At 76.0% G+C, this 16,795-nt stretch carries 14 protein-coding genes; 13 read left to right on the forward strand and 1 reads right to left on the reverse strand.

From position 1 onward, the window contains the following. Window position 1: 1 nt before the first annotated feature. The 13 genes from ACIPYS_RS17305 to ACIPYS_RS17365 all read left to right on the forward strand — a co-directional run bounded on the left by ACIPYS_RS17305 (window position 2) and on the right by ACIPYS_RS17365 (window position 15,784). The gene (locus ACIPYS_RS17305) at window positions 2-1,291 is read left to right on the forward strand and encodes a hypothetical protein (RefSeq protein WP_400746988.1); all 1,290 of its coding nucleotides are present in this window, start codon (window positions 2-4) and stop codon (window positions 1,289-1,291) included. Then, window positions 1,281-2,945 (forward strand): CpaF family protein, encoded by a 1,665-nt coding sequence (locus tag ACIPYS_RS17310; protein ID WP_400746990.1) that lies wholly within the window; start codon window positions 1,281-1,283, stop codon window positions 2,943-2,945. Before ACIPYS_RS17305 ends, ACIPYS_RS17310 begins: the two co-directional genes overlap by 11 nt. Continuing rightward, window positions 2,945-3,949 carry a type II secretion system F family protein gene (locus tag ACIPYS_RS17315; RefSeq protein ID WP_093859531.1) on the forward strand — a complete coding sequence of 335 codons (1,005 nt, stop codon included), beginning with the start codon at window positions 2,945-2,947 and terminating at the stop codon, window positions 3,947-3,949. Before ACIPYS_RS17310 ends, ACIPYS_RS17315 begins: the two co-directional genes overlap by 1 nt. Then, on the forward strand, window positions 3,946-4,824 hold the full coding sequence (locus ACIPYS_RS17320; protein ID WP_093859530.1) for a type II secretion system F family protein: 879 nt from the start codon (window positions 3,946-3,948) through the stop codon (window positions 4,822-4,824). Before ACIPYS_RS17315 ends, ACIPYS_RS17320 begins: the two co-directional genes overlap by 4 nt. A gap of 58 nt (window positions 4,825-4,882) precedes the next feature. After that, the gene (locus ACIPYS_RS17325; protein ID WP_093859529.1) at window positions 4,883-5,158 is read left to right on the forward strand and encodes a hypothetical protein; all 276 of its coding nucleotides are present in this window, start codon (window positions 4,883-4,885) and stop codon (window positions 5,156-5,158) included. Between the two features lie 38 nt (window positions 5,159-5,196). Then, window positions 5,197-5,571: a TadE/TadG family type IV pilus assembly protein gene (locus ACIPYS_RS17330; protein WP_093859528.1), complete on the forward strand. Its 375-nt coding sequence runs from the start codon at window positions 5,197-5,199 to the stop codon at window positions 5,569-5,571. A gap of 74 nt (window positions 5,572-5,645) precedes the next feature. Then, window positions 5,646-6,140, forward strand: a complete 495-nt coding sequence (locus ACIPYS_RS17335) for a TadE/TadG family type IV pilus assembly protein (RefSeq protein ID WP_400746992.1) — start codon at window positions 5,646-5,648, stop codon at window positions 6,138-6,140. A 231-nt stretch (window positions 6,141-6,371) separates the two neighbouring features. Continuing rightward, window positions 6,372-6,836: a hypothetical protein gene (locus tag ACIPYS_RS17340; RefSeq protein ID WP_093859527.1), complete on the forward strand. Its 465-nt coding sequence runs from the start codon at window positions 6,372-6,374 to the stop codon at window positions 6,834-6,836. Then, a complete protein-coding gene (locus ACIPYS_RS17345) occupies window positions 6,836-10,909 on the forward strand; it encodes a LysM peptidoglycan-binding domain-containing protein (protein ID WP_400746994.1) in 4,074 nt (1,357 codons plus the stop codon). The genes ACIPYS_RS17340 and ACIPYS_RS17345 overlap by 1 nt, the downstream gene beginning before the upstream one ends. Before the next feature lie 136 nt (window positions 10,910-11,045). Beyond that, window positions 11,046-11,783 (forward strand): hypothetical protein, encoded by a 738-nt coding sequence (locus ACIPYS_RS17350; protein ID WP_400746996.1) that lies wholly within the window; start codon window positions 11,046-11,048, stop codon window positions 11,781-11,783. A gap of 233 nt (window positions 11,784-12,016) precedes the next feature. Beyond that, complete coding sequence (locus tag ACIPYS_RS17355) at window positions 12,017-14,107, forward strand: hypothetical protein (protein ID WP_400746998.1); 2,091 nt, start codon at window positions 12,017-12,019, stop codon at window positions 14,105-14,107. A gap of 5 nt (window positions 14,108-14,112) precedes the next feature. Next, complete coding sequence (locus ACIPYS_RS17360; protein ID WP_400747000.1) at window positions 14,113-14,583, forward strand: hypothetical protein; 471 nt, start codon at window positions 14,113-14,115, stop codon at window positions 14,581-14,583. Window positions 14,584-14,614: 31 nt separating this feature from the next. Continuing rightward, window positions 14,615-15,784, forward strand: a complete 1,170-nt coding sequence (locus tag ACIPYS_RS17365; protein WP_400747002.1) for a DUF6183 family protein — start codon at window positions 14,615-14,617, stop codon at window positions 15,782-15,784. A gap of 94 nt (window positions 15,785-15,878) precedes the next feature. On the opposite strand, the gene ACIPYS_RS17370 is transcribed toward ACIPYS_RS17365, so the two are convergent. Then, window positions 15,879-16,643 carry a GNAT family N-acetyltransferase gene (locus ACIPYS_RS17370; RefSeq protein ID WP_400747248.1) on the reverse strand — a complete coding sequence of 255 codons (765 nt, stop codon included), beginning with the start codon at window positions 16,641-16,643 and terminating at the stop codon, window positions 15,879-15,881. Between the last annotated feature and the right edge of the window lie 152 nt (window positions 16,644-16,795).

A 16,795-nucleotide genomic window follows, 5' to 3' on the forward strand; every position in this document is an offset into this window, starting at 1 on the left:
GATGGCCGTGATCGCGGTGGTCGGCGCCCCGGGGGCACCCGGCGCCACCACGACCGCGCTGGCGCTGATGCTGGCCTGGCCGCTGCAGCCCGGCCGCCGCGTCCTGCTGGTCGAGTGCGACCCGGACGGCGGCGCCGTCCTGGCCGGAGCCCTGGAGGGCCGGGTCGAGGCGGTCTACGGACTGCGCAACCTCGCCGTGGCCGACCGCCGGGGCCTGCTCGGTCAGGCCCTCTGGGAGCAGCTGATCGACCTCTCCCCGGACGGCGGCGCCGAACGCCTCCTGCTGCCCGGCCTGACCGACCCCACCCAGGCTCCCGGCCTCGCCTACACCTGGGAGCCGCTGATGGAGGTGCTGCACGGGCTGGAGGCGCAGGGCTACGACGTCGTCCTCGACCTCGGCCGCTCCGGCGCCACCGGCACCAGCGCGGTGCTGGCCCGCCGGGCCGACGTGGTGGCGGCGGCCGTCCGCACCACCCTGCGCGGGCTGAGCGCGGCCCGGCCCCGGCTGGCCACGCTGGCCGAGGACCTCGCCACGGCCGGTACCGGCGCCGACGCGCTGGGCCTGCTGCTGATCGCGGAGGGGCCGTACTCGGGGGCCGAGGTGTCCAAGGAGTTCGGTCTGCCCGTGCTGGGCCTGTTGCCGTACGCGCGGCGCACCGCCCAGGTGCTGTCGGACGGCGGGGACGTCACCGACCGGCGGTTCGTCCGCTCGGAGCTGATGCGCACGGCGCGGTCGGCGGCGGACGAGATCCAGTCGACGGTCCGGCGGCGGCGCCAGCGGCTCGCCCCTGCGGCGGCGGGGCCCGTGCAGCCGGCGCAGCTCGCGCCGGGGACGGCTGCCGGGCCGGTCGCGGCGGCGGACGCAGTCCCGCAGCCCGCGCCGACGTACCAGCAGCCCCACCAGCAGCAGTCCTACGAGCGGCAGTCCTACGAGCAGCAGACGTACCAGCAGTCCTATGTGCAACAGCAGTCCTACGAGCAGCAGGCGTACCAGCAGACGTACGAGCCGACGTACGAGCCGACGTACGAGCAACAACCGTACGAGCAGCAGCCGTACGGACCGGTGCCGCCCGTGATCACCACCGGCCCGGTGGCGCCGCTCGCCGGGCTCGCGCCGCAGCCGGCCGCCCCGGCGCCGTTCCCCGGGCACGCCGGCCCGGTGCACCCGGGGGCCGAGTACCCGGGAGCCCAGTACCCGGGAGTCCAGCCGTACCCGGAACCGGGGCCCGTCGCGCCCGCGCCCGAGGTCCGGGACCAGACCGTCGACGGGGAGGTGCTCCGTGCGCGGTAGTCCGCTGCACCAGCAGCCCGCGACCGACCCGGCCGCGCTGCCCTGGTCGACGCCACTGCCCGGCCCGGTCGGGCCGATGACCACCGGCCGGGTCGCCCCCGGCCCGACAGCCCCCGGCCCGACAGCCCCCGGCCCGACAGCCCCCGGCCCGGCGGCCCCGGGGCGGACGGCGGGAGCACCCGCGGCCGCCGTTCCGGCCCCCGCCGCCGCGCCCACCGCCGTCCCCTCCGCCCTGCCCTCGCTCGACCGGCGCGGCGCGGGCACCCGGCCCGCCGTCGACCCCGCGGTCGCGCGCGAGCTGAAGCGCCAGGTAGCGGCCGAACTGCACCAGCAGATCAGCCGACTGACCTCGGGCTCCGGTACCGAGCCGGACCGGGCCACCCGTCGCCAGCGCGGCCGCGCGCTGATCGAGGAGGCCGTCGCCCGCTGGTCCGACGCCTACGCCCAGACCCACGGCATCCCGCCGACCCGGGACCAGGACCGCGCCCTCGCCGAGGCCGTCTTCGACCTGCTGTTCCGGGCCGGCCGGCTCCAGCCCTACCTGGACGATCCGGACATCGAGAACATCCTGGTCAACGGCTGCGACGACGTCTGGGTCTCCCGGGTGCACCAGCCGCTGCGCCAGGTCCCGCCGGTGGCCGACAGCGATGCCGAACTCGTCGAACTGCTCCAGGACCTGGCCCGCCAGCACGGCGGCGGTGAACGCTCGCTGTCCACCGCCAGTCCGACGCTCGCCCTGCGCCTGGAGGGCGGAATGCGCCTCCAGGCCCTCACCGAGGTCACCCCGCGCCCGTACGTCGCCATCCGCCGGCACCGGGTGGCCTCGGCGACCCTGCCCGAGATGGTCCGGCTCGGCGCCGTGGACAACACCCTCGCGGCCTTCCTGGCCTCGGCCATCCGGGCCCGGAAGAACGTGATGATCACCGGCACCCAGGGCGTCGGCAAGACCAGCCTGCTGCGCGCGATGGCCGCCGAGATCCCGCCGGACGAGCGGGTCGGCACCCTGGAGTCGGAGTTCGAGCTCTGGCTGCACACCCTCGGCCATCTGCGCCAGGTCGTCCCGATGGAGGCCCGGGAGGGCAACGGCGAACGGGTGGAAGGCCGTTCGGCGGGCGAGCTGAGCATCGGCGACCTCATCCCGGCGGCGCTGCGGATGACCCTCTCCCGGATCATCGTCGGCGAGGTCCGCTCCGGCGAGGTCGTCCCGATGCTGCGGGTCATGACCAACGGCGAGGGCGGCTCGATGTGCACCCTGCACGCGCGCGGCCCGCACATGGTCGTCGACCGCATCGCCGAACTCTGCCTGGAGTACGGCTCGCACATGACCGACGCGCTCGCCTACCGGCTCACCGCCAACGCCGTGGACTTCATCGTGCACGTCTCGATGGTCGACGAGACGCACGTCGGCGGCCGTCGGCACCGTTTCGTCTCGCACGTGCTGGAGGTCGCGGGCCTCGGCGAGAGCGGCCGGCCCGCGCTGAACACCGTGTTCGGGCCGCGCCCCGAACTCGGCGAGCCGCGTGCCGTCCCGCACACCCCGCCGCAGTGCCTGGACGACCTGCGCCGGGCCGGCTTCGACGCGGCGCTGCTCGGCTCCCGCTACGGCAGCTGGGCCGAGCCGCTCCAGCTGCGGATCGGCGGTGGTGCCCGGTGATGCCGCTCTTCGTGCTCTGCGGCCTCGCGGTCGCGGCGGGCCTGGTCGCCCTGGTGGCCTGGGCGCGCGGCAGCGACCCGGTGGAGGAGGGCGCGCCCGAGCCGTTCAACCCGCTGGCCTCCCGGCTGCACGTGTTCTGGTACGGCGCGCCCGGTACGGCCTCGGAACGCAAGGCCCGGCAGCGCCGGATCCAGCTGCCGCTCGCGCTGATCGGGGCACCGCTCGGCTGGCTGTTCACCGGGATCCCGCTGACGGTGCTGCTGGTGCCGCTCGCGGTGTTCGGCCTGCCCTGGCTGTTCGAGGCCACCCGTTCGGACACCGACCGGATCGAACGGCTGGAGGCGCTCTCGGAGTGGACCCAGCGGGTCGCCGACGTGCTGCTGCTCGGCGTCGGCCTCAATCAGGCGATCGTCACCAGCCGCCGCACCGCGCCCGCCGCGATCGAGGCCGAGGTCGGCGAGCTGGCCGCCCGGCTGCAGGCCCGCTGGCGGCCGGAGGAGGCGCTGCGGCTGTTCGCCGACAGCCTGGCCGACGCCACGTCGGACAAGGTGCTCGCCGCCCTGGTCCTGCGCTCCGGGGACAGCGGCCCGGGCCTCGCCCGGACGCTGGCCGACATGGCCGAATCGGTCCGCGAGGAGGTCCGTCAGCGGCGCGTCATCGAGGCCGACCGGGCCAAGCACCGCACCACCATCCGCTGGCTGGTCGGCATCATCCTGCTGGTCGTCACGGTGGGCTCGTTCAACACCGAGTACACCGCCCCCTACAGCTCGGTGCTCGGTCAGATGGTGCTCGGCGTGGTCTGCGCGCTGTTCGTGGCGGTGATCGCCTGGATGCGCGCGCTGGCCTCGTACCCGCCGGTGCCGCGGCTGCTGGAGGCCGACCGGCGCAGCCGGACCGTCCGGTCGCGGCGGCGACGGGACGACGACGCCCCGGAGGGCGCGGCCGGTCCGGCCCGGGCCGACGGGGCCGAGGGTGCCGTCCGGATGCTCGGGGAGGCCCGATGATCTCCCCGTGGTCCGTGCTGGCGGGCGCCGTGGCGGCCGGTGGCCTCGCCATGCTGATCGCCGAACTCCGGCCCGCGCCGCCCGATCTGGGGCAGGCGCTGGACCGGCTGCACCGCACCCCGGCCGACCGCACCCCGGACCCGGACGAGCGGCCGCGCTGGTTCGACCGGATCGGCGAGCGCTCGGTCCACCTGCGCGGGGTCCGGATCCCGCAGCGCGAACTCGCCCTGATCGGCCGCACCCCGGCCCGGTTCATGGCGCACAAGCTGCTCTTCGCGCTGCTCGGCCTGGTGCTGCCGCCGTACCTGGTGGTGGCGGCACTCGTGGTCGACCTGAACCTGCCGTTCACGCTCCCGCTGGTGGTCGGGCCGCTGCTGGCCGGGCTGCTCTGGTTCCTGCCGGACGTGATCGTGCGGGGGGAGGCCAAGGAGGCCCGGGTCGAGTACCTGCACGGCATCGCCGCCTATCTGGAGCTGGTGGCGATGGAGCGGGCCGCCGATCTCGGCCCGGCCGAGGCGCTGCGCCGGGCCGCCGCCGTCGGGCGCGGCACGGTGTTCCGCCGGATCCGGGACGCGCTGGAGCGGGCGGCCACCGACCGGTTGCCGCCGTGGGCCGGACTGGACGCGCTGGCCGAGGAGTTGGGCCTGACCCCGCTCCAGGACCTGGCCGACATCATGCGGATCTCCGGTACCGACGGCGCCGCCGTCTACGACACCCTGCGGGCCCGGGCCAAGGGTCTGCGGGGCGAGCTCCTGGCGGAGGACCTCGCCCGGGCCAACTCCGACAGCGAGCGGATGGTCGCGCCGGGGTCCGCGCTGACCCTGCTGATGACCGTCCTGATCGTCTTCCCGGCGCTGTACAAGATGCTCAACTGACCCACCCCGTCGCGGAGGTCAGCGCCTCCGCCACCACACCTCACCCCTGGAGCAGTTCATGAAGAACCGACTCGAACAGTTGACCGTCCTGGTGATGGGGGCGTTCCTGCTGCCCATCCAGTTCGGGATGGCGCTCTTCCACTTCCGGATGGGCCGTGCCAAGGCCGCCCGGGCGCGCGGGGACAAGGGCGCGATCAGCATCGAGCTGGCGCTCGCCATCATCGCCCTGGTGGCCGTCGCGGGCATGGTGGTGGCCGCCCTGTACGGCCTCAAGAAGAAGGTCGTCGACAAGGTCAACCAGGACCCGAAGTACGACGGTGGCGCCACGCCGTGATCCACCGTCGTCGTCCCCGCCGTTCCGACCGGGGAGCGATGAGCCTGAGCCTGGCCATCGTCTTCCCGGTCGTCCTGATCCTGGTGCTGACCGTCGTGCAGACCGGGATGTGGTGGTACCACCGCCAACTCGCCCTGACGGCTGCCCGCGAGGGCGTCGACGCGGGGCGGACGCAGGGGAACCGGACCGACGAGCAGAAGGACCGGGCGGCCCGCCGCCAGGCCGAGGACTTCCTGGACCGGCAGGGCGACACGGACCACCGGGTGGTCACCGACGGCAGCACCCCGGTGCTGATCAAGGTCACCGTCGAGGTGAAGGCCCCGGTCATCGTCCCGTTCATCACCCCGCCGACCGTCACCCAGTTCGCGCAGGCCCCGCGCGAGCGCTTCGTCGCGCCGGTGGTCCGGCCGTGAACGGGGCGGCCCGCCGGTGGCCCTCGGCGCGCTCCGTCCGGCCCGTGCACCCCGCGGGCCGGACGGGGCGCGGCGTGCCGGAGGACGGCGGTCCGGGGCACGGCGGGTGGTGGCACGGCTTCCTGGCCGGCCGCGCCGTCCGCTCCGGGCGGGGGCGGGACGGCGGCAGCGCGGCGATCGAGGCGGCGATCGTCGCACCCGCCGTGGTCGCGCTGATCCTGGTCGCGGTCGCCGCGGGCCGGGTGCAGACGGCGGGCGGCACCGTCGAGGCGGCGGCCCGGTCGGCGGCCCGCACGGCGTCGCTGGAGCGGGGCGGCACCGTCGCGATGGACGCCGCCGCGAAGAAGGCGGCCGCGGACGCCATGCGGCAGCAGGGCGTGTACTGCGGGAAGAGCAGCGTCACGGTCAAGCACGGCAAACGCAGCAACCAGGGCGTCGTCTGGGAGACGGTCGAGGTGACGGTGACCTGCGAGGTCTACCTGGCGGACCTGCTCGGCGGACCGAACGTCCTGCCGAAGACGCTCACCGGCTGGTTCGTCTCGGTGGTCGACCGGTACCGGGGCGCGTGAGGGCCGGGTGCGCTGCGACGGGGCGGCGCCGGTCGGGGGACCGGGACCGGCGAGCGGGCCGGGCGCGGCGAGTGGACCGAGTGGATCGAGAGTGTGTCGGGTCGTGGGGCGGACGGTGATGGGGCTGTGACGACGAGGCTGCCGGACGGGGATTGGAGAACCGTCGGGCGGGGGAGACGCAAGCGGAGGGCGCCCGGGGGAGGGCGGCGGAGCCGGTGGGGAGGGAAGGCGATGGCACGCGCAGGCACGGTGCGGCCGTTCCGGCCCCGGCCCGGCGGCCGCTCGGACCACGGCGCGCTGTCGGTCTTCGTCGCCATCTGCGCGGCCTTCGTGGTGCTGGTCATCGCGCTGGTCGTCGATGCCGGCGGCAAGCTCCGGGTCGCCGAGCGGGTCGACGCCTACGCCCAGGAGGCCGCCCGGATGGCCGGCCAGCAGCTGGACGAGGCGGCCCTGTTGCGGGGCGAGGGGTACAAGCTCCGGGCGCGGGTCTACGTCGAGGCCGCGGCCAACGACTACCTCGCGCTGTACGGCCTGCACACCTATCAGGTGGAGTTCTCCCCGGACGACACCACCGTCACCATCACCGTGCAGGCCGAGTTCCGCCCGGTGATGCTGGGCGAGTTGGCCACACGGAAGATCACGGGCAAGGGGAGCGCCACCCTCGTCCACGGAGTCAAGGAAGCGGAGAACGCCTGATGGCCGCGCCACGCGCCAAGGAGCAGACCCGTGCCGGGCGTCCGGCCCGGGGAGCGAACGCCACCCCCGCGTCCGGCCGACGGCCGGCGCCGCTGCCGTCCCACCGGGCGGGCGGCGGCCGTCGGCCCGGCCGGGGCGGCGCCGTACTCGCCGCGATCGCGGCCCTGATCACCCTGCTCGTCCTGATGGTCGGCGTGCCCGCCCTGCTGCTGTACGGCACCCGGGCGGTGGCCGGCATGGGCGAACTCGCGCCCGACGGCATCGGCGCGATGCTGACCAGCCCCGACGACGGGCGGCTGTTCCTCTGGCTGCTGGTGGTGGTCGGCTGGGTCGGCTGGGCGTGTTTCGCGCTCTCCGTCCTGCTGGAGATCCCGGCGCAGTTGCGCGGCCGGGTGGCCCGGCGGCTCCCGGCCTTCGGCTGGAGCCAGCGGGCCGCGGCCGGACTGGTCGGCGCGGTCATCGCCCTGGTGCCGGTGGCCGGTTCGGCCTTCGCAGCCACCGCCGAGCACGCTCCGGCCGTCGTCACCGCGCAGGTGGCGTCGGGCGTCCAGCAGGCCGCCGCGCAGGCGCCGGCCGTGACGCCCGCCGCCGACCCGCAGGCCGGCTACACCGTCCGGGACAGCCGCCCGGCCGACAGCCTGTGGTCCATCGCCGAGCGCCAACTCGGCTCCGGCGATCGCTGGACGGAGATCGCCAAGCTCAACGACGGCCGGGTGATGGACGACTCGGGGATCCGCTTCGACGCGGACCGGCCGATCCAGCCGGGCTGGAAGCTCGTCATGCCGGCCGACGCCAAGCCCGACGGAGCGACCCCCGGGGCCGGCGCCCCCGCCCCCGCTCCGGCGGGGACGCCGCAGACCGGCCCGGCCGGCGGCGCGGCCCAGGGCGGCACCGTCACCGTGAAGTCCGGCGAGAGCCTGTCGGCGATCGCCCAGCGGGAGCTGGGCGACGCGGAGGCCTGGCCGAAGCTGTTCGAGGCGAACCGGGGCGTCCAGGCGCCCGACGGCGAGCGGCTCACCGACCCGGACGTGGTGGTGCCGGGGATGGTGCTCAGCCTTCCCGGTGCCCCCGCCCCTGCCCCCGCGCCCGCACCCGCTCCGGCGCCCGAGCAGGCACCGGCCCCCGCGCCGACCCCGCCGCCGCCCGCGCCGAACACCCAGGCGCCCTCGGCCCCCGCCGCGCAGACCCCCGCCCCGGCGCAGCCGCCCGCCCAGGCCCCGGCACCCGCGCAGCCCTCCGCGCAGGCCCCGGCCCCGGCGGGGACGCCCGCGCCGAAGGCCGACGCCCAGGCCCCGGCCGCCCACGCCGAGCAGGCGGACGACGACTACGGCGTCGCCCTCGCCGCCTCCACCGTCGGCGTGCTGCTCGCCGCGATCATGGTCGGCGCCGTCGCCCGCAAGCGCGGCGGCCAGCTGCGCGCCCGCCGCCCCCGGCACCGCATCGCCATGCCCAGCGCCCCGGCCGCCGCCTTCGAGGCCGAACTGAAGGCCCGTCAGGACGACGCCGGACTGCACCTGCTCGACCGCGCCCTGCGCAGCATGGCCCGCAACACCGTGCGCGGCGGCAAGCGGCTGCCCGCGATCGTCGCCGCCCGGATCACCCCCGGCCGCACGATCGAACTCCACCTCTCCGGCCCCGCCGCCCCCATCGCGCCGTTCCGCGCCGCCCACACGCCCGACATCTGGTGGTGCGCCGCCGACTCCGAGGGCCTGCTCTCGCCGGCCCAGGCCCGCAAGACCGCCGCCCCCTACCCGGCCCTGGTCACCCTGGGTTCGGCCGCGGACGGCTCGATCGTGCTCGCCGACCTGGAGACGGTCCGGCTGCTCCACCTCTCCGGCCACCCGGACGACGCCCGCGACGTCCTGCGCACCCTGGCCCTGGAACTCGCCCACAGCCCGCTCGCGGACCGGCTCCACCTGCACCTGGTGGACCTCGCCGAGGAGATCCCGATCAGCGGACCGGCCGCGGAGCGGGTCCACCGCCACACCACCCTGGAGGCCGCGCTCGCCGCGCTCGGCCCGCGCACCGCCAAGGCCCGGGCCACCCTGGTGGCGGCCGAGTCCGCGAGCCCCCGGGACGCCCGCAGCCGGGGCCTGGCCGACGAGTCCTGGGTCCCCGAGATCGTGCTCTGCGGCCACCAGCCCGGCGGCGGCATCCCGGCCGAACTCGGCCGGCTGCTCGACGCCCGCCCGCGCACCTGCGTCGCCGTGGTCACCCGCGCGCCCGAGCGCGGCACCGGCCCGGTCGCCCGCTGGACCCTCCCGGCCACCGGCCAGGCCACCATTCCGGGCCTGCACGTCACCCTGGAGCTCCAGCGCCTGACCACCGGCCAGTACGAGCAGGTCACCGAGCTGCTCCGGGCCGCCGACGACGGCACCCAGCACCCCGCCCCCGCCTGGACCCTGGACGGCGACGAGCTGGAGCCCGCCGACCTCCCGGCGCCCGTCCCGGTGCTCGCGGGCGTCGGCGCGGCGTCGGGCCCCGGGTCGGACGGCCCGGCGGGCGGTTTCTCGCTCGCCGCGCTGGACGCCGCCCTGGGCGACCCGGACTCCGGGGACGACGCGGACGACGACACCGGCGGCGGCCGGGCCGCCGCCGGACCGCGGCTGCTGGCACGGGTGATCGGCACCGGTGCGAGCCCGTTCGCGGGCACCGACCCGGCGGCGCCGGTACCGGGGCCCGTCGGACCGGCCGCGCTGCCCGCCCCCCGGCACCTCGTCAACGGGCTCGGCCGGCAGGCCGGCGCCGCCACCGGGCCGGTCCCGGTGGCACCGGCGGTCGCCGTCGTCCCCGCCGGACCGGCCGCCGCCTTCCCGGCGGCGGACCTCCCGGCCGTCTCCCCGACCGCGCCGCCCGCGGGGCCGGAGGCCGGCGGTGACGGCGGATCCGAAGGCGTCGAAGGGGCCGACGGCTACCAGGGCGACGAGACCACCCAGAACCTCGGACTGCCGACGGCCGTCGTGCCGGTCCAGCCGGTGGCCCCGGTGGCTCAGGTGCCGCCGATCGGCCAGGTGCAGCCGGTGGGCCCGGTCGCCCCGGTGGTCGCGGACCCGTTCGCGACGTCCGTCACCCCCGCGCCCGCCGGTCCCGCGCCCGTCACCCCCGACCCGGTGCCCGAGCCCGTCCGGGAACCCGCCCCCGAGCCCGTACCGACGCACGACCCGGCCCCCGCACCCACCGGCGCCGACCCGCGCGTCCCCACCAGGCCCGAGCCCGGCCCGGCCGCCACCGCGCTGGTCCGGACCGCCTCCGGGCGCAGCGACAGCGACGACCTGCTGGCCATCCTCCGCTCGCCGGAGGCGCACGCCGTCCGCAACGCCCCCCGGATCCGCCTGCTCGGACCGGTCGACGTCGCCGGCACCGGCGGCACCGCCGAACCCGGCGCGATCGCCCGGCTCACCGAACTCGCCGCCTACCTGGCCCTGCGCCCCGGCGCCGACCACGCCGCCCTCGACCACGACCTGCACCCGGGGGCGGCCCACCTCGACCCGCACCCCACCGCCGCCGACGCCCGGAACCCGCTGTCCGACAAGCTCGCCGACCTGACGGCCTGGCTGGGCACCACCTCGGACGGCCGTCCCCTGCTGGTCACCGGCCAGGCCGAGGGCTGCACCTTCGCCCCGGCCGTCACCTGCGACTGGGACGAGTTCCGCAGCCTCTACCGGCGCGGCATGCGCAGCACCAGCGCCACCGCCGACGCGGCCCTCGCCCACGCCCTCGCCCTGGTCCGCGGCGCCCCGTTCGCGGAGGCTCCGCCCGCCTCCTACGGCTGGGCCGAGGCCGAACGGCAGGACATGATCGCCGCGATCGTCGACACCGCCCACGAACTCGCCGCCCGCCGCCTCCAGTACGGCGACCACCGCAGCGCCGAGGCCGCCGTCTTCCGCGGCCTCGCCGTCGCCCCGGACGTCGAACTCCTGCACCGCGACCTGTTCTACGCCTACGCCTCGGCTGGCGCCCGGGACCAGCTGCTGCGCGCCGTCAACCGCCTCGACGCACTCAGCCGCCGGACCGGCCGCGAACTCGACTCCGACACCATCGCCCTCCTCCGCGACCTCCTGGCCGGCTCCTGACCCGGCGGACCGTCAGCACCGCCACCACCACCGCGCCCCGCCCGGCCCTCCCGCCGAGCGGGGCGCGGCGCGTCCGGCGGGTGGTCGGACCGCAGGGAACGGCCGGCTGTCATACCGGTCTGATGGGATTCCCCCCATGACGGACTGGTCGCAACTCAGCCATGCCTATGGCTCCGCGGAAGACATACCCGCTCTGCTGGACCGGATCGAAGCGGATCCGAGCGACGCGTGCTGGAACGACCTCTGGTCGGCCCTCTGCCATCAGGGCAGTGTCTACTCGGCCAGCTTCGCGGCGCTCCCCCGGCTGACGGCGATCGCCGCCACCGGTGCCGACACGAAGGAGCAGCTGAACGCCCTGCACCTGGCAGCCGGGATCGTGGCGGGGGCGGACCAGCTGAACGAGGTCGGCGACGTCCGTGCGAAGAACGCCCAGGACATCTCCGCCCTGCTGCGGATGGCGAACGAGCACCTGCGGACGGCTCCCGACCGCACCGACTACATCTACCTGCTCGAAGCCGTGCTGGCCTTCGAAGGTGTACCGGTCTGGGGCGAGGAGCTGGCCTGCGGACTCGTGCACGAGGAGTACCAGACCTCCTGTCCTCGGTGCGAGGCGGACCTGTTCATCGCCATGGGTGAATACGGCTACTTCTCCACGAGCGGCGACTACGCCCTGCACGACGACGTCGAGAAGGCCCCTCTGCGGCCCGCGGACCCCGGCGACCTGCACGGCATCGGCCGGCGCCTCCACAGCCTCGCCCTCGGCGACGGTCAGCGCGCCGTCGCCACCGCGTTGACCTACCTCTTCGGGGGCGCGCGCTGCACGGACTGCGGGGCGGACTTCGTGGTGGCCGACCGGATGGGCGAGTTCTGCTGACGTTGCCGCAGCATGGACCGGGCGTGGAGCGGGAAGTCGGCCCGGTCGACTTCCCGCTCCGGGGCCTGCCCCGGCCTGCGGGGTCCCGTCGCTGGGTCCCGTTCACCCACCCGGCCTGGCTCCGGCGTCACCCGATCTCGTAGGGTGGCGCCCATGGTGTGGTGACAGGCGCCACAGCGGGGTACGAGGCAGCAGAACGCCGCTCAGCGGCGGGGCGGGGCGGTGACCTGGAAATGGCGGAGACTACGGCGGTCCCCGGAGGTTCCGACCCCCTGACGGACGCCGGACCCGGCCCCCAGGACGCCGTACCGCCGAGGTCCGCGCGCAACGCGTACGAGGAGCACCCGCCCGGCCCGGCCGCGCTCTACGAGCCCCCGGCCCCGCAGCCCGCTCCCGCTCCGCAGCCCGCCCCGGGCCCGGTGGCCGGACCGCCCGCGCCGTCCACCGGATGGACCGTCACCGGCATGCCCGCCATGGGCGGCGCGCCCGTCGTCCCGGCCCCGGCCGGCGCGACGCCGCTGCCGTTCGCCGTCCCCGGCGCCACCCCCGCGCACGGCCTTCCCGGCATCGGCGGCGCCCTGGGCAGCGGCCCGCGCGGCCGGATCCTGGTCGTCGAGGGCGGTTACGGCACCTCCGGCCGCCGCACCTGGGGCCGCGGCGGACCCGCCCAGGCGCCGGTGCTGTCCGCGATGCTCGCCGCCGTCTCCCCGCAGGTGCTGCTGGCCGCCGACACGGTCGACGCCGTGCACCTGCCCGGCGCCAGCGACCCGCACACCGTGCTCGCCCACCTGCGGGCCGCCGCCCGCCACCCCGGACCGCTGCTCGTCCACCTCGGCGGCCACCTGCTCGCCGACAAGCGCGGCGGACAGCTCCACCTCACCCTGCGCGACTCCAAGCCCGGCAGCATCCGTCAGGACGGCCTCGCCTGGCAGTCGATCGCCGGCGAGCTGCGGCACCGGCCGGCCGAGTGGCAGACCCTGGTCGTGGCCGACCTGAGCGCCGATCAGAACGCCTGGTCGCTTCTCCAGGGCGACCCGGCGCCGTTCAGCGAGGGGCTGCCGCTGTGGGCGGTGGTCAGCCCCGACCCGGACCAGATCGGCACCTTCACCCGCGCCCTGATCGAGGCCCTGCACGGCGGCCGCCCGGGCGGCGAGGCCGTCCTCGCACCGGAACAGCTGCGTCAGCAGGTCTACTCGGTGCTCCGCCCGGACGTGATCGTGGTCAGCACGCACGCCCCGGACCGCCCGGTCTTCCGCAACACCGCGCGGCGCGGCGAGGGCGCGCCGGCCGACTTCCCCCCGTACGAGGGGCCGAGCCCGGCCGCCGTCCTGCCCCGCCCGGCCGCGCCGGACGAGGTCACCTGGGAGGACCGGCCCTGGGGCGAGTCGCCCCGGGACGCCGCCGTCCCGCAGGACGCGGTGCCGGCGCCCCGTCCGGCCGTCACCCTGGACAAGCCGGCCGCGGCCGCCTGGGCCACCCCGGCTCCGGCGCCGTCCGCCGACGGCCCCGTGAACCTGCTCAAGCCCGGTGTACCGCCCACCCCGCCGCCCGCGTCCAACCCGGTCGACCTGCGCAAGCAGGGCGCCTGGCAGCCGCCGGTCCCGGAGCCCGAGGCCGTGATCGTGCCCGTGCCCGAGCCCGAGCCCGAGGCTGTGATCGTGCCCGAGCCCGAAGCCGTGCCCGAGCCGGTGGCCGTCGAGGAGCCGGAGCCCACCGACGCCGAGCCGGTGGACGCGGAGCCGACGAACGCCGATTCCCCCGCCGAGGCCGCTGAGGCCGCCGAGGCCGCCGAACCCGCCGAGGCCGCAGTGAGCGAGCCCGCCCCCGCCCCGACGGACGCCGCCCCCGCCCCGGACCTCTCCGAGCCCCGCGCCGACTACCGCGAGGTGATCGGCCGTATCGTCCGCAGCGCCGACGCCGGTGACCACGCCGCCGCCACCGACCTGGCCTTCGCCCTCGAACTGGAGGCGATCGCCGAGCACGGCCCGGTCTCCGCAACGGTCCTCCAGGTCCGTCAGGTCCGCGCCCACGTGTCCCGGCTCGCCGGTCGCACGGCCGAGGCGGCCGGCATCTACCGCGAGGTCGCCCTGACCCTGCTCCGCAGCGAGGGCCCCGAGCACCCGGAGACCCAGCACGCGGCGACCAACGCCGAAGCCTGCTGGCGGGCGATCCCGGACCGCACCGAGGCCCTCCGCATCGCCCCGGACATCATCGAACTGCGTGCCCACCTCCCGGGCCCCGGCGGCCGCAAACTCCGTGCCGCCGAACGCCACCTCGCCACCCTCGCCGCGCCCGCCGCCGCCCCTGCCTCCGACCCCGCCTGACCGGGGTGGGCTTCTGGTCGACGTGGCGGGAGAACCGTCGCTCCCTCGACTACTCGCGTCGCTCCGGTGAACGCTGGCCGAAGGCGGACGTCCCGGAGTTCGTCGCGGCCGTCGAGGCGTCGGGCCTCTTCGAGTCGGTGGAGGCGGCCCCGGTCGCCCCGGGTTGCGTCGACCTCTACCTGGAGGCGGCCACCGGCCAGTCCTTCGTCGTCATGGTGGCCGACGGCCTCGACTCCTGCCGGGTCATCTGCGACGGGTACGTCTTCGACTGGGTTCCGGCGTGCCTGGTGCTGGAGTTCCTCCGGACTGTCCTGGCCGGCGAGATCGACGTGGAGTTCTCGTCCTCGCGCCGCTGGGTGCGGCTCCGCGTCCCGCTGCCCGGCGAGGGCACCTGGGCGGAGTCCCGCCTCTTCGACGACGACCTCGCCCCCTGGGAGGCCCGGGCGATCTCCAGTGCCCGAACCTCCGCACCCTGACGCACAGAAGCCCTCTATAGGCTCGTCCGCCGTGGACGACAACCTGCCGAAGCTCCTGACGACGCCGATGACCGACCGGAACGCCCGGACGCTGGAGCGGCTGGCCCGCCGTCGTCTCGAGCGCGGCGGGGCGGCCTTCGTGGCGGACCTCGGCATCGGACTGGCGCAGCGGTACCGCCCGACGTCGGCCGGCTCCGCCGTACCGGCGGTGTTCGACGAGCTCTTCGACCGGCTGGTACGCCTGCTGGCGGTGACACGCGGTCCCGGGCACGTCGACGAGCTGCTGCGGCTGCTCGTGGAGGGCAGGCCGGACGATCCGGAGTTCGACCGCTACGTGGCCTCGCTGCTGGCCTCCTCCCAACGGCCGGCCGACCTCGCCGTGGTGTACGAGGAGGGGGCCGCCGCTTCGGAGGAGTTGCGCGCCTGCCTGCTCCAGGAGCTGGTGCTCCGGGGAGTCCCGGTGGCGGAGACCCCGGGGATCGCCTCGTGGGCGACCTCCCCGCACTGGCGCGACCACCCGTTGGGCGCGTTGCCGCTGGTAGCGGCGGAGCCTGAGCGGGAGCCCGAGCTGCCGGCCTGGTCGGTCGACGGCAGCAGCTGCGGGTTGCCCTACCCGGACCCGGAGGAGCGCCACCCGGCACCCCGGCTCGATGCCGCGCCGGTGGCGGCGGTGGAGACGACGACCGACGCCACGGCCCGAGCGATGGCGTCGGCGGTGGCGAACTGGGCCGACCACCCGGAGGAACCGGAGGGCCGCGTCGAGGCCCGGACGTTCGCTCTCGCGGAGCCGCTGGACGCCGAGGCTGTGCCCGCCGCTCTCGTCAGGCTCGGCCTGGACTGCCTGAGCGAGCTGGGCGAGCTCCCGAAGCCCGGTGCGAGGACCGCGTTCGGAGTGGTCGCGGTCGAGCCGGCCGAAGTCTGGCAACTGCTGTTCGCCGCGTCCTCCACGGGCGGTGCCTACGACTCGGCCTGCTACGGCGCCTACGGCCGGCTCCACGCCTGGCGCTCCCTCGCCGCCCTCGCCGGAGCCCCGGCGGACGCCCCGCCGAGCGAGGTGGAGGCCAGCGTCCGGGCCTGCACCTGGTACCGCTTCGGCGCGGCCACCCCGTGGTTCCACCGCGTGGTCTGGGACCTGGGCGTCCTGACCGTCTCCCCGGACGGCCGCCACCTGGCGGTGCTCGCCGCCACGACGACGGACTGACCGACTGCCCGGTCGCCGGAGCGGGAAGTCGGCCGGTCCGACTTCCCACTCCGGCGCGGGGCCGACGGGAGGGCTCGCGGACGAGCGCCGTGACTCAGGGGCTGACGGCGTGTTCGGTGAACCGGCCGCAGGAGCGGAATCCCAGGCGGCGGTAGACGGGCTCGCCGTCGGCCGATGCTTGCAGGACCGCGATGCGGAGTTCGCGGGCGCGGGCCGCGTCGAGTGCCGCGAGGGTGATGGCGCCGCCGTAGCCGCGGCGGCGGTGGGTGGCCAGGGTCGAGATGTTGTAGATGCCGGCGACTCCCGCGTGCTGGAACACCTCGGCGGAGCAGACCGGACGGTCGTCCACGTAGCCGACCAGGTACTGCGCCGGGCACTGCTCGGCCAGCGCCCGGGGAGCGGCCCGGGCGAAGAAGCGGCGGACGGTGGACGCGGGCGGGTCCCAGTTCGCGGCGAGGACCGTGGCGTAGTCGTCGAGCTGTTCGGGTGTGGTCACCTTCCGGATGTCCAGGCCCCGGGCGGTGGGCGGCGGCACCGTGCTGCCGAGGTCGGCCCACATGCCGGCCTCCTCCTCGGAGGCCGGCAGCCCGGCGGCCGTCAGTCGAGCGCTGAGGTCCGTCGGCGTCGAGGCGGGCCCCACCCACCAGGAGAAGGGACGACCGGTGGGCGCCAGGGCCCGGACGGTCCCGGCGATCCGTGCGGCGGCATCGGTGGCGGTGAATCGGGCCGAGGCAACGATGTTGAAGGTGTCGTCGTCCAGGCCGCTGTCCGCGACGAAGAGGTCCCCGGTCTCCGTGACGGTCGCCCCGCCCATGCTCCGATGAAGGTGACAGGCGTGCTCCGCCAGGTTCTGTTCCATCCTGTCCATCAAGTCTGCTTCATCGGGAAAATGATCGTTCATAGCGATTGATCCCAGCACGGTCGGACGGACACCGCATGCGGATTCCCGTTCGCCCGGGGGCTGTGCTGGGCGGAAGAGCTGCGGGGGCGTCTCAACTTCTGCCGGTCGCA

It is taken from the genome of Kitasatospora sp. NPDC089913, from assembly GCF_044748625.1.
In the GTDB taxonomy this organism is placed as follows: domain Bacteria; phylum Actinomycetota; class Actinomycetes; order Streptomycetales; family Streptomycetaceae; genus Kitasatospora.

What these genes read in the sequence shown, in the direction of transcription:
- ACIPYS_RS17305 (WP_400746988.1), top strand. Translation starts at nt 2, where the DNA reads ATGGCCGTGATCGCGGTGGTCGGCGCCCCGGGGGCACCCGGCGCCACC.
- ACIPYS_RS17315 (WP_093859531.1), top strand. Translation starts at nt 2,945, where the DNA reads ATGCCGCTCTTCGTGCTCTGCGGCCTCGCGGTCGCGGCGGGCCTGGTC.
- ACIPYS_RS17320 (WP_093859530.1), top strand. Translation starts at nt 3,946, where the DNA reads ATGATCTCCCCGTGGTCCGTGCTGGCGGGCGCCGTGGCGGCCGGTGGC.
- ACIPYS_RS17325 (WP_093859529.1), top strand. Translation starts at nt 4,883, where the DNA reads ATGAAGAACCGACTCGAACAGTTGACCGTCCTGGTGATGGGGGCGTTC.
- ACIPYS_RS17330 (WP_093859528.1), top strand. Translation starts at nt 5,197, where the DNA reads ATGAGCCTGAGCCTGGCCATCGTCTTCCCGGTCGTCCTGATCCTGGTG.
- ACIPYS_RS17340 (WP_093859527.1), top strand. Translation starts at nt 6,372, where the DNA reads ATGGCACGCGCAGGCACGGTGCGGCCGTTCCGGCCCCGGCCCGGCGGC.
- ACIPYS_RS17345 (WP_400746994.1), top strand. Translation starts at nt 6,836, where the DNA reads ATGGCCGCGCCACGCGCCAAGGAGCAGACCCGTGCCGGGCGTCCGGCC.
- ACIPYS_RS17350 (WP_400746996.1), top strand. Translation starts at nt 11,046, where the DNA reads ATGACGGACTGGTCGCAACTCAGCCATGCCTATGGCTCCGCGGAAGAC.
- ACIPYS_RS17355 (WP_400746998.1), top strand. Translation starts at nt 12,017, where the DNA reads ATGGCGGAGACTACGGCGGTCCCCGGAGGTTCCGACCCCCTGACGGAC.
- ACIPYS_RS17370 (WP_400747248.1), bottom strand. Translation starts at nt 16,643, where the DNA reads ATGGAACAGAACCTGGCGGAGCACGCCTGTCACCTTCATCGGAGCATG.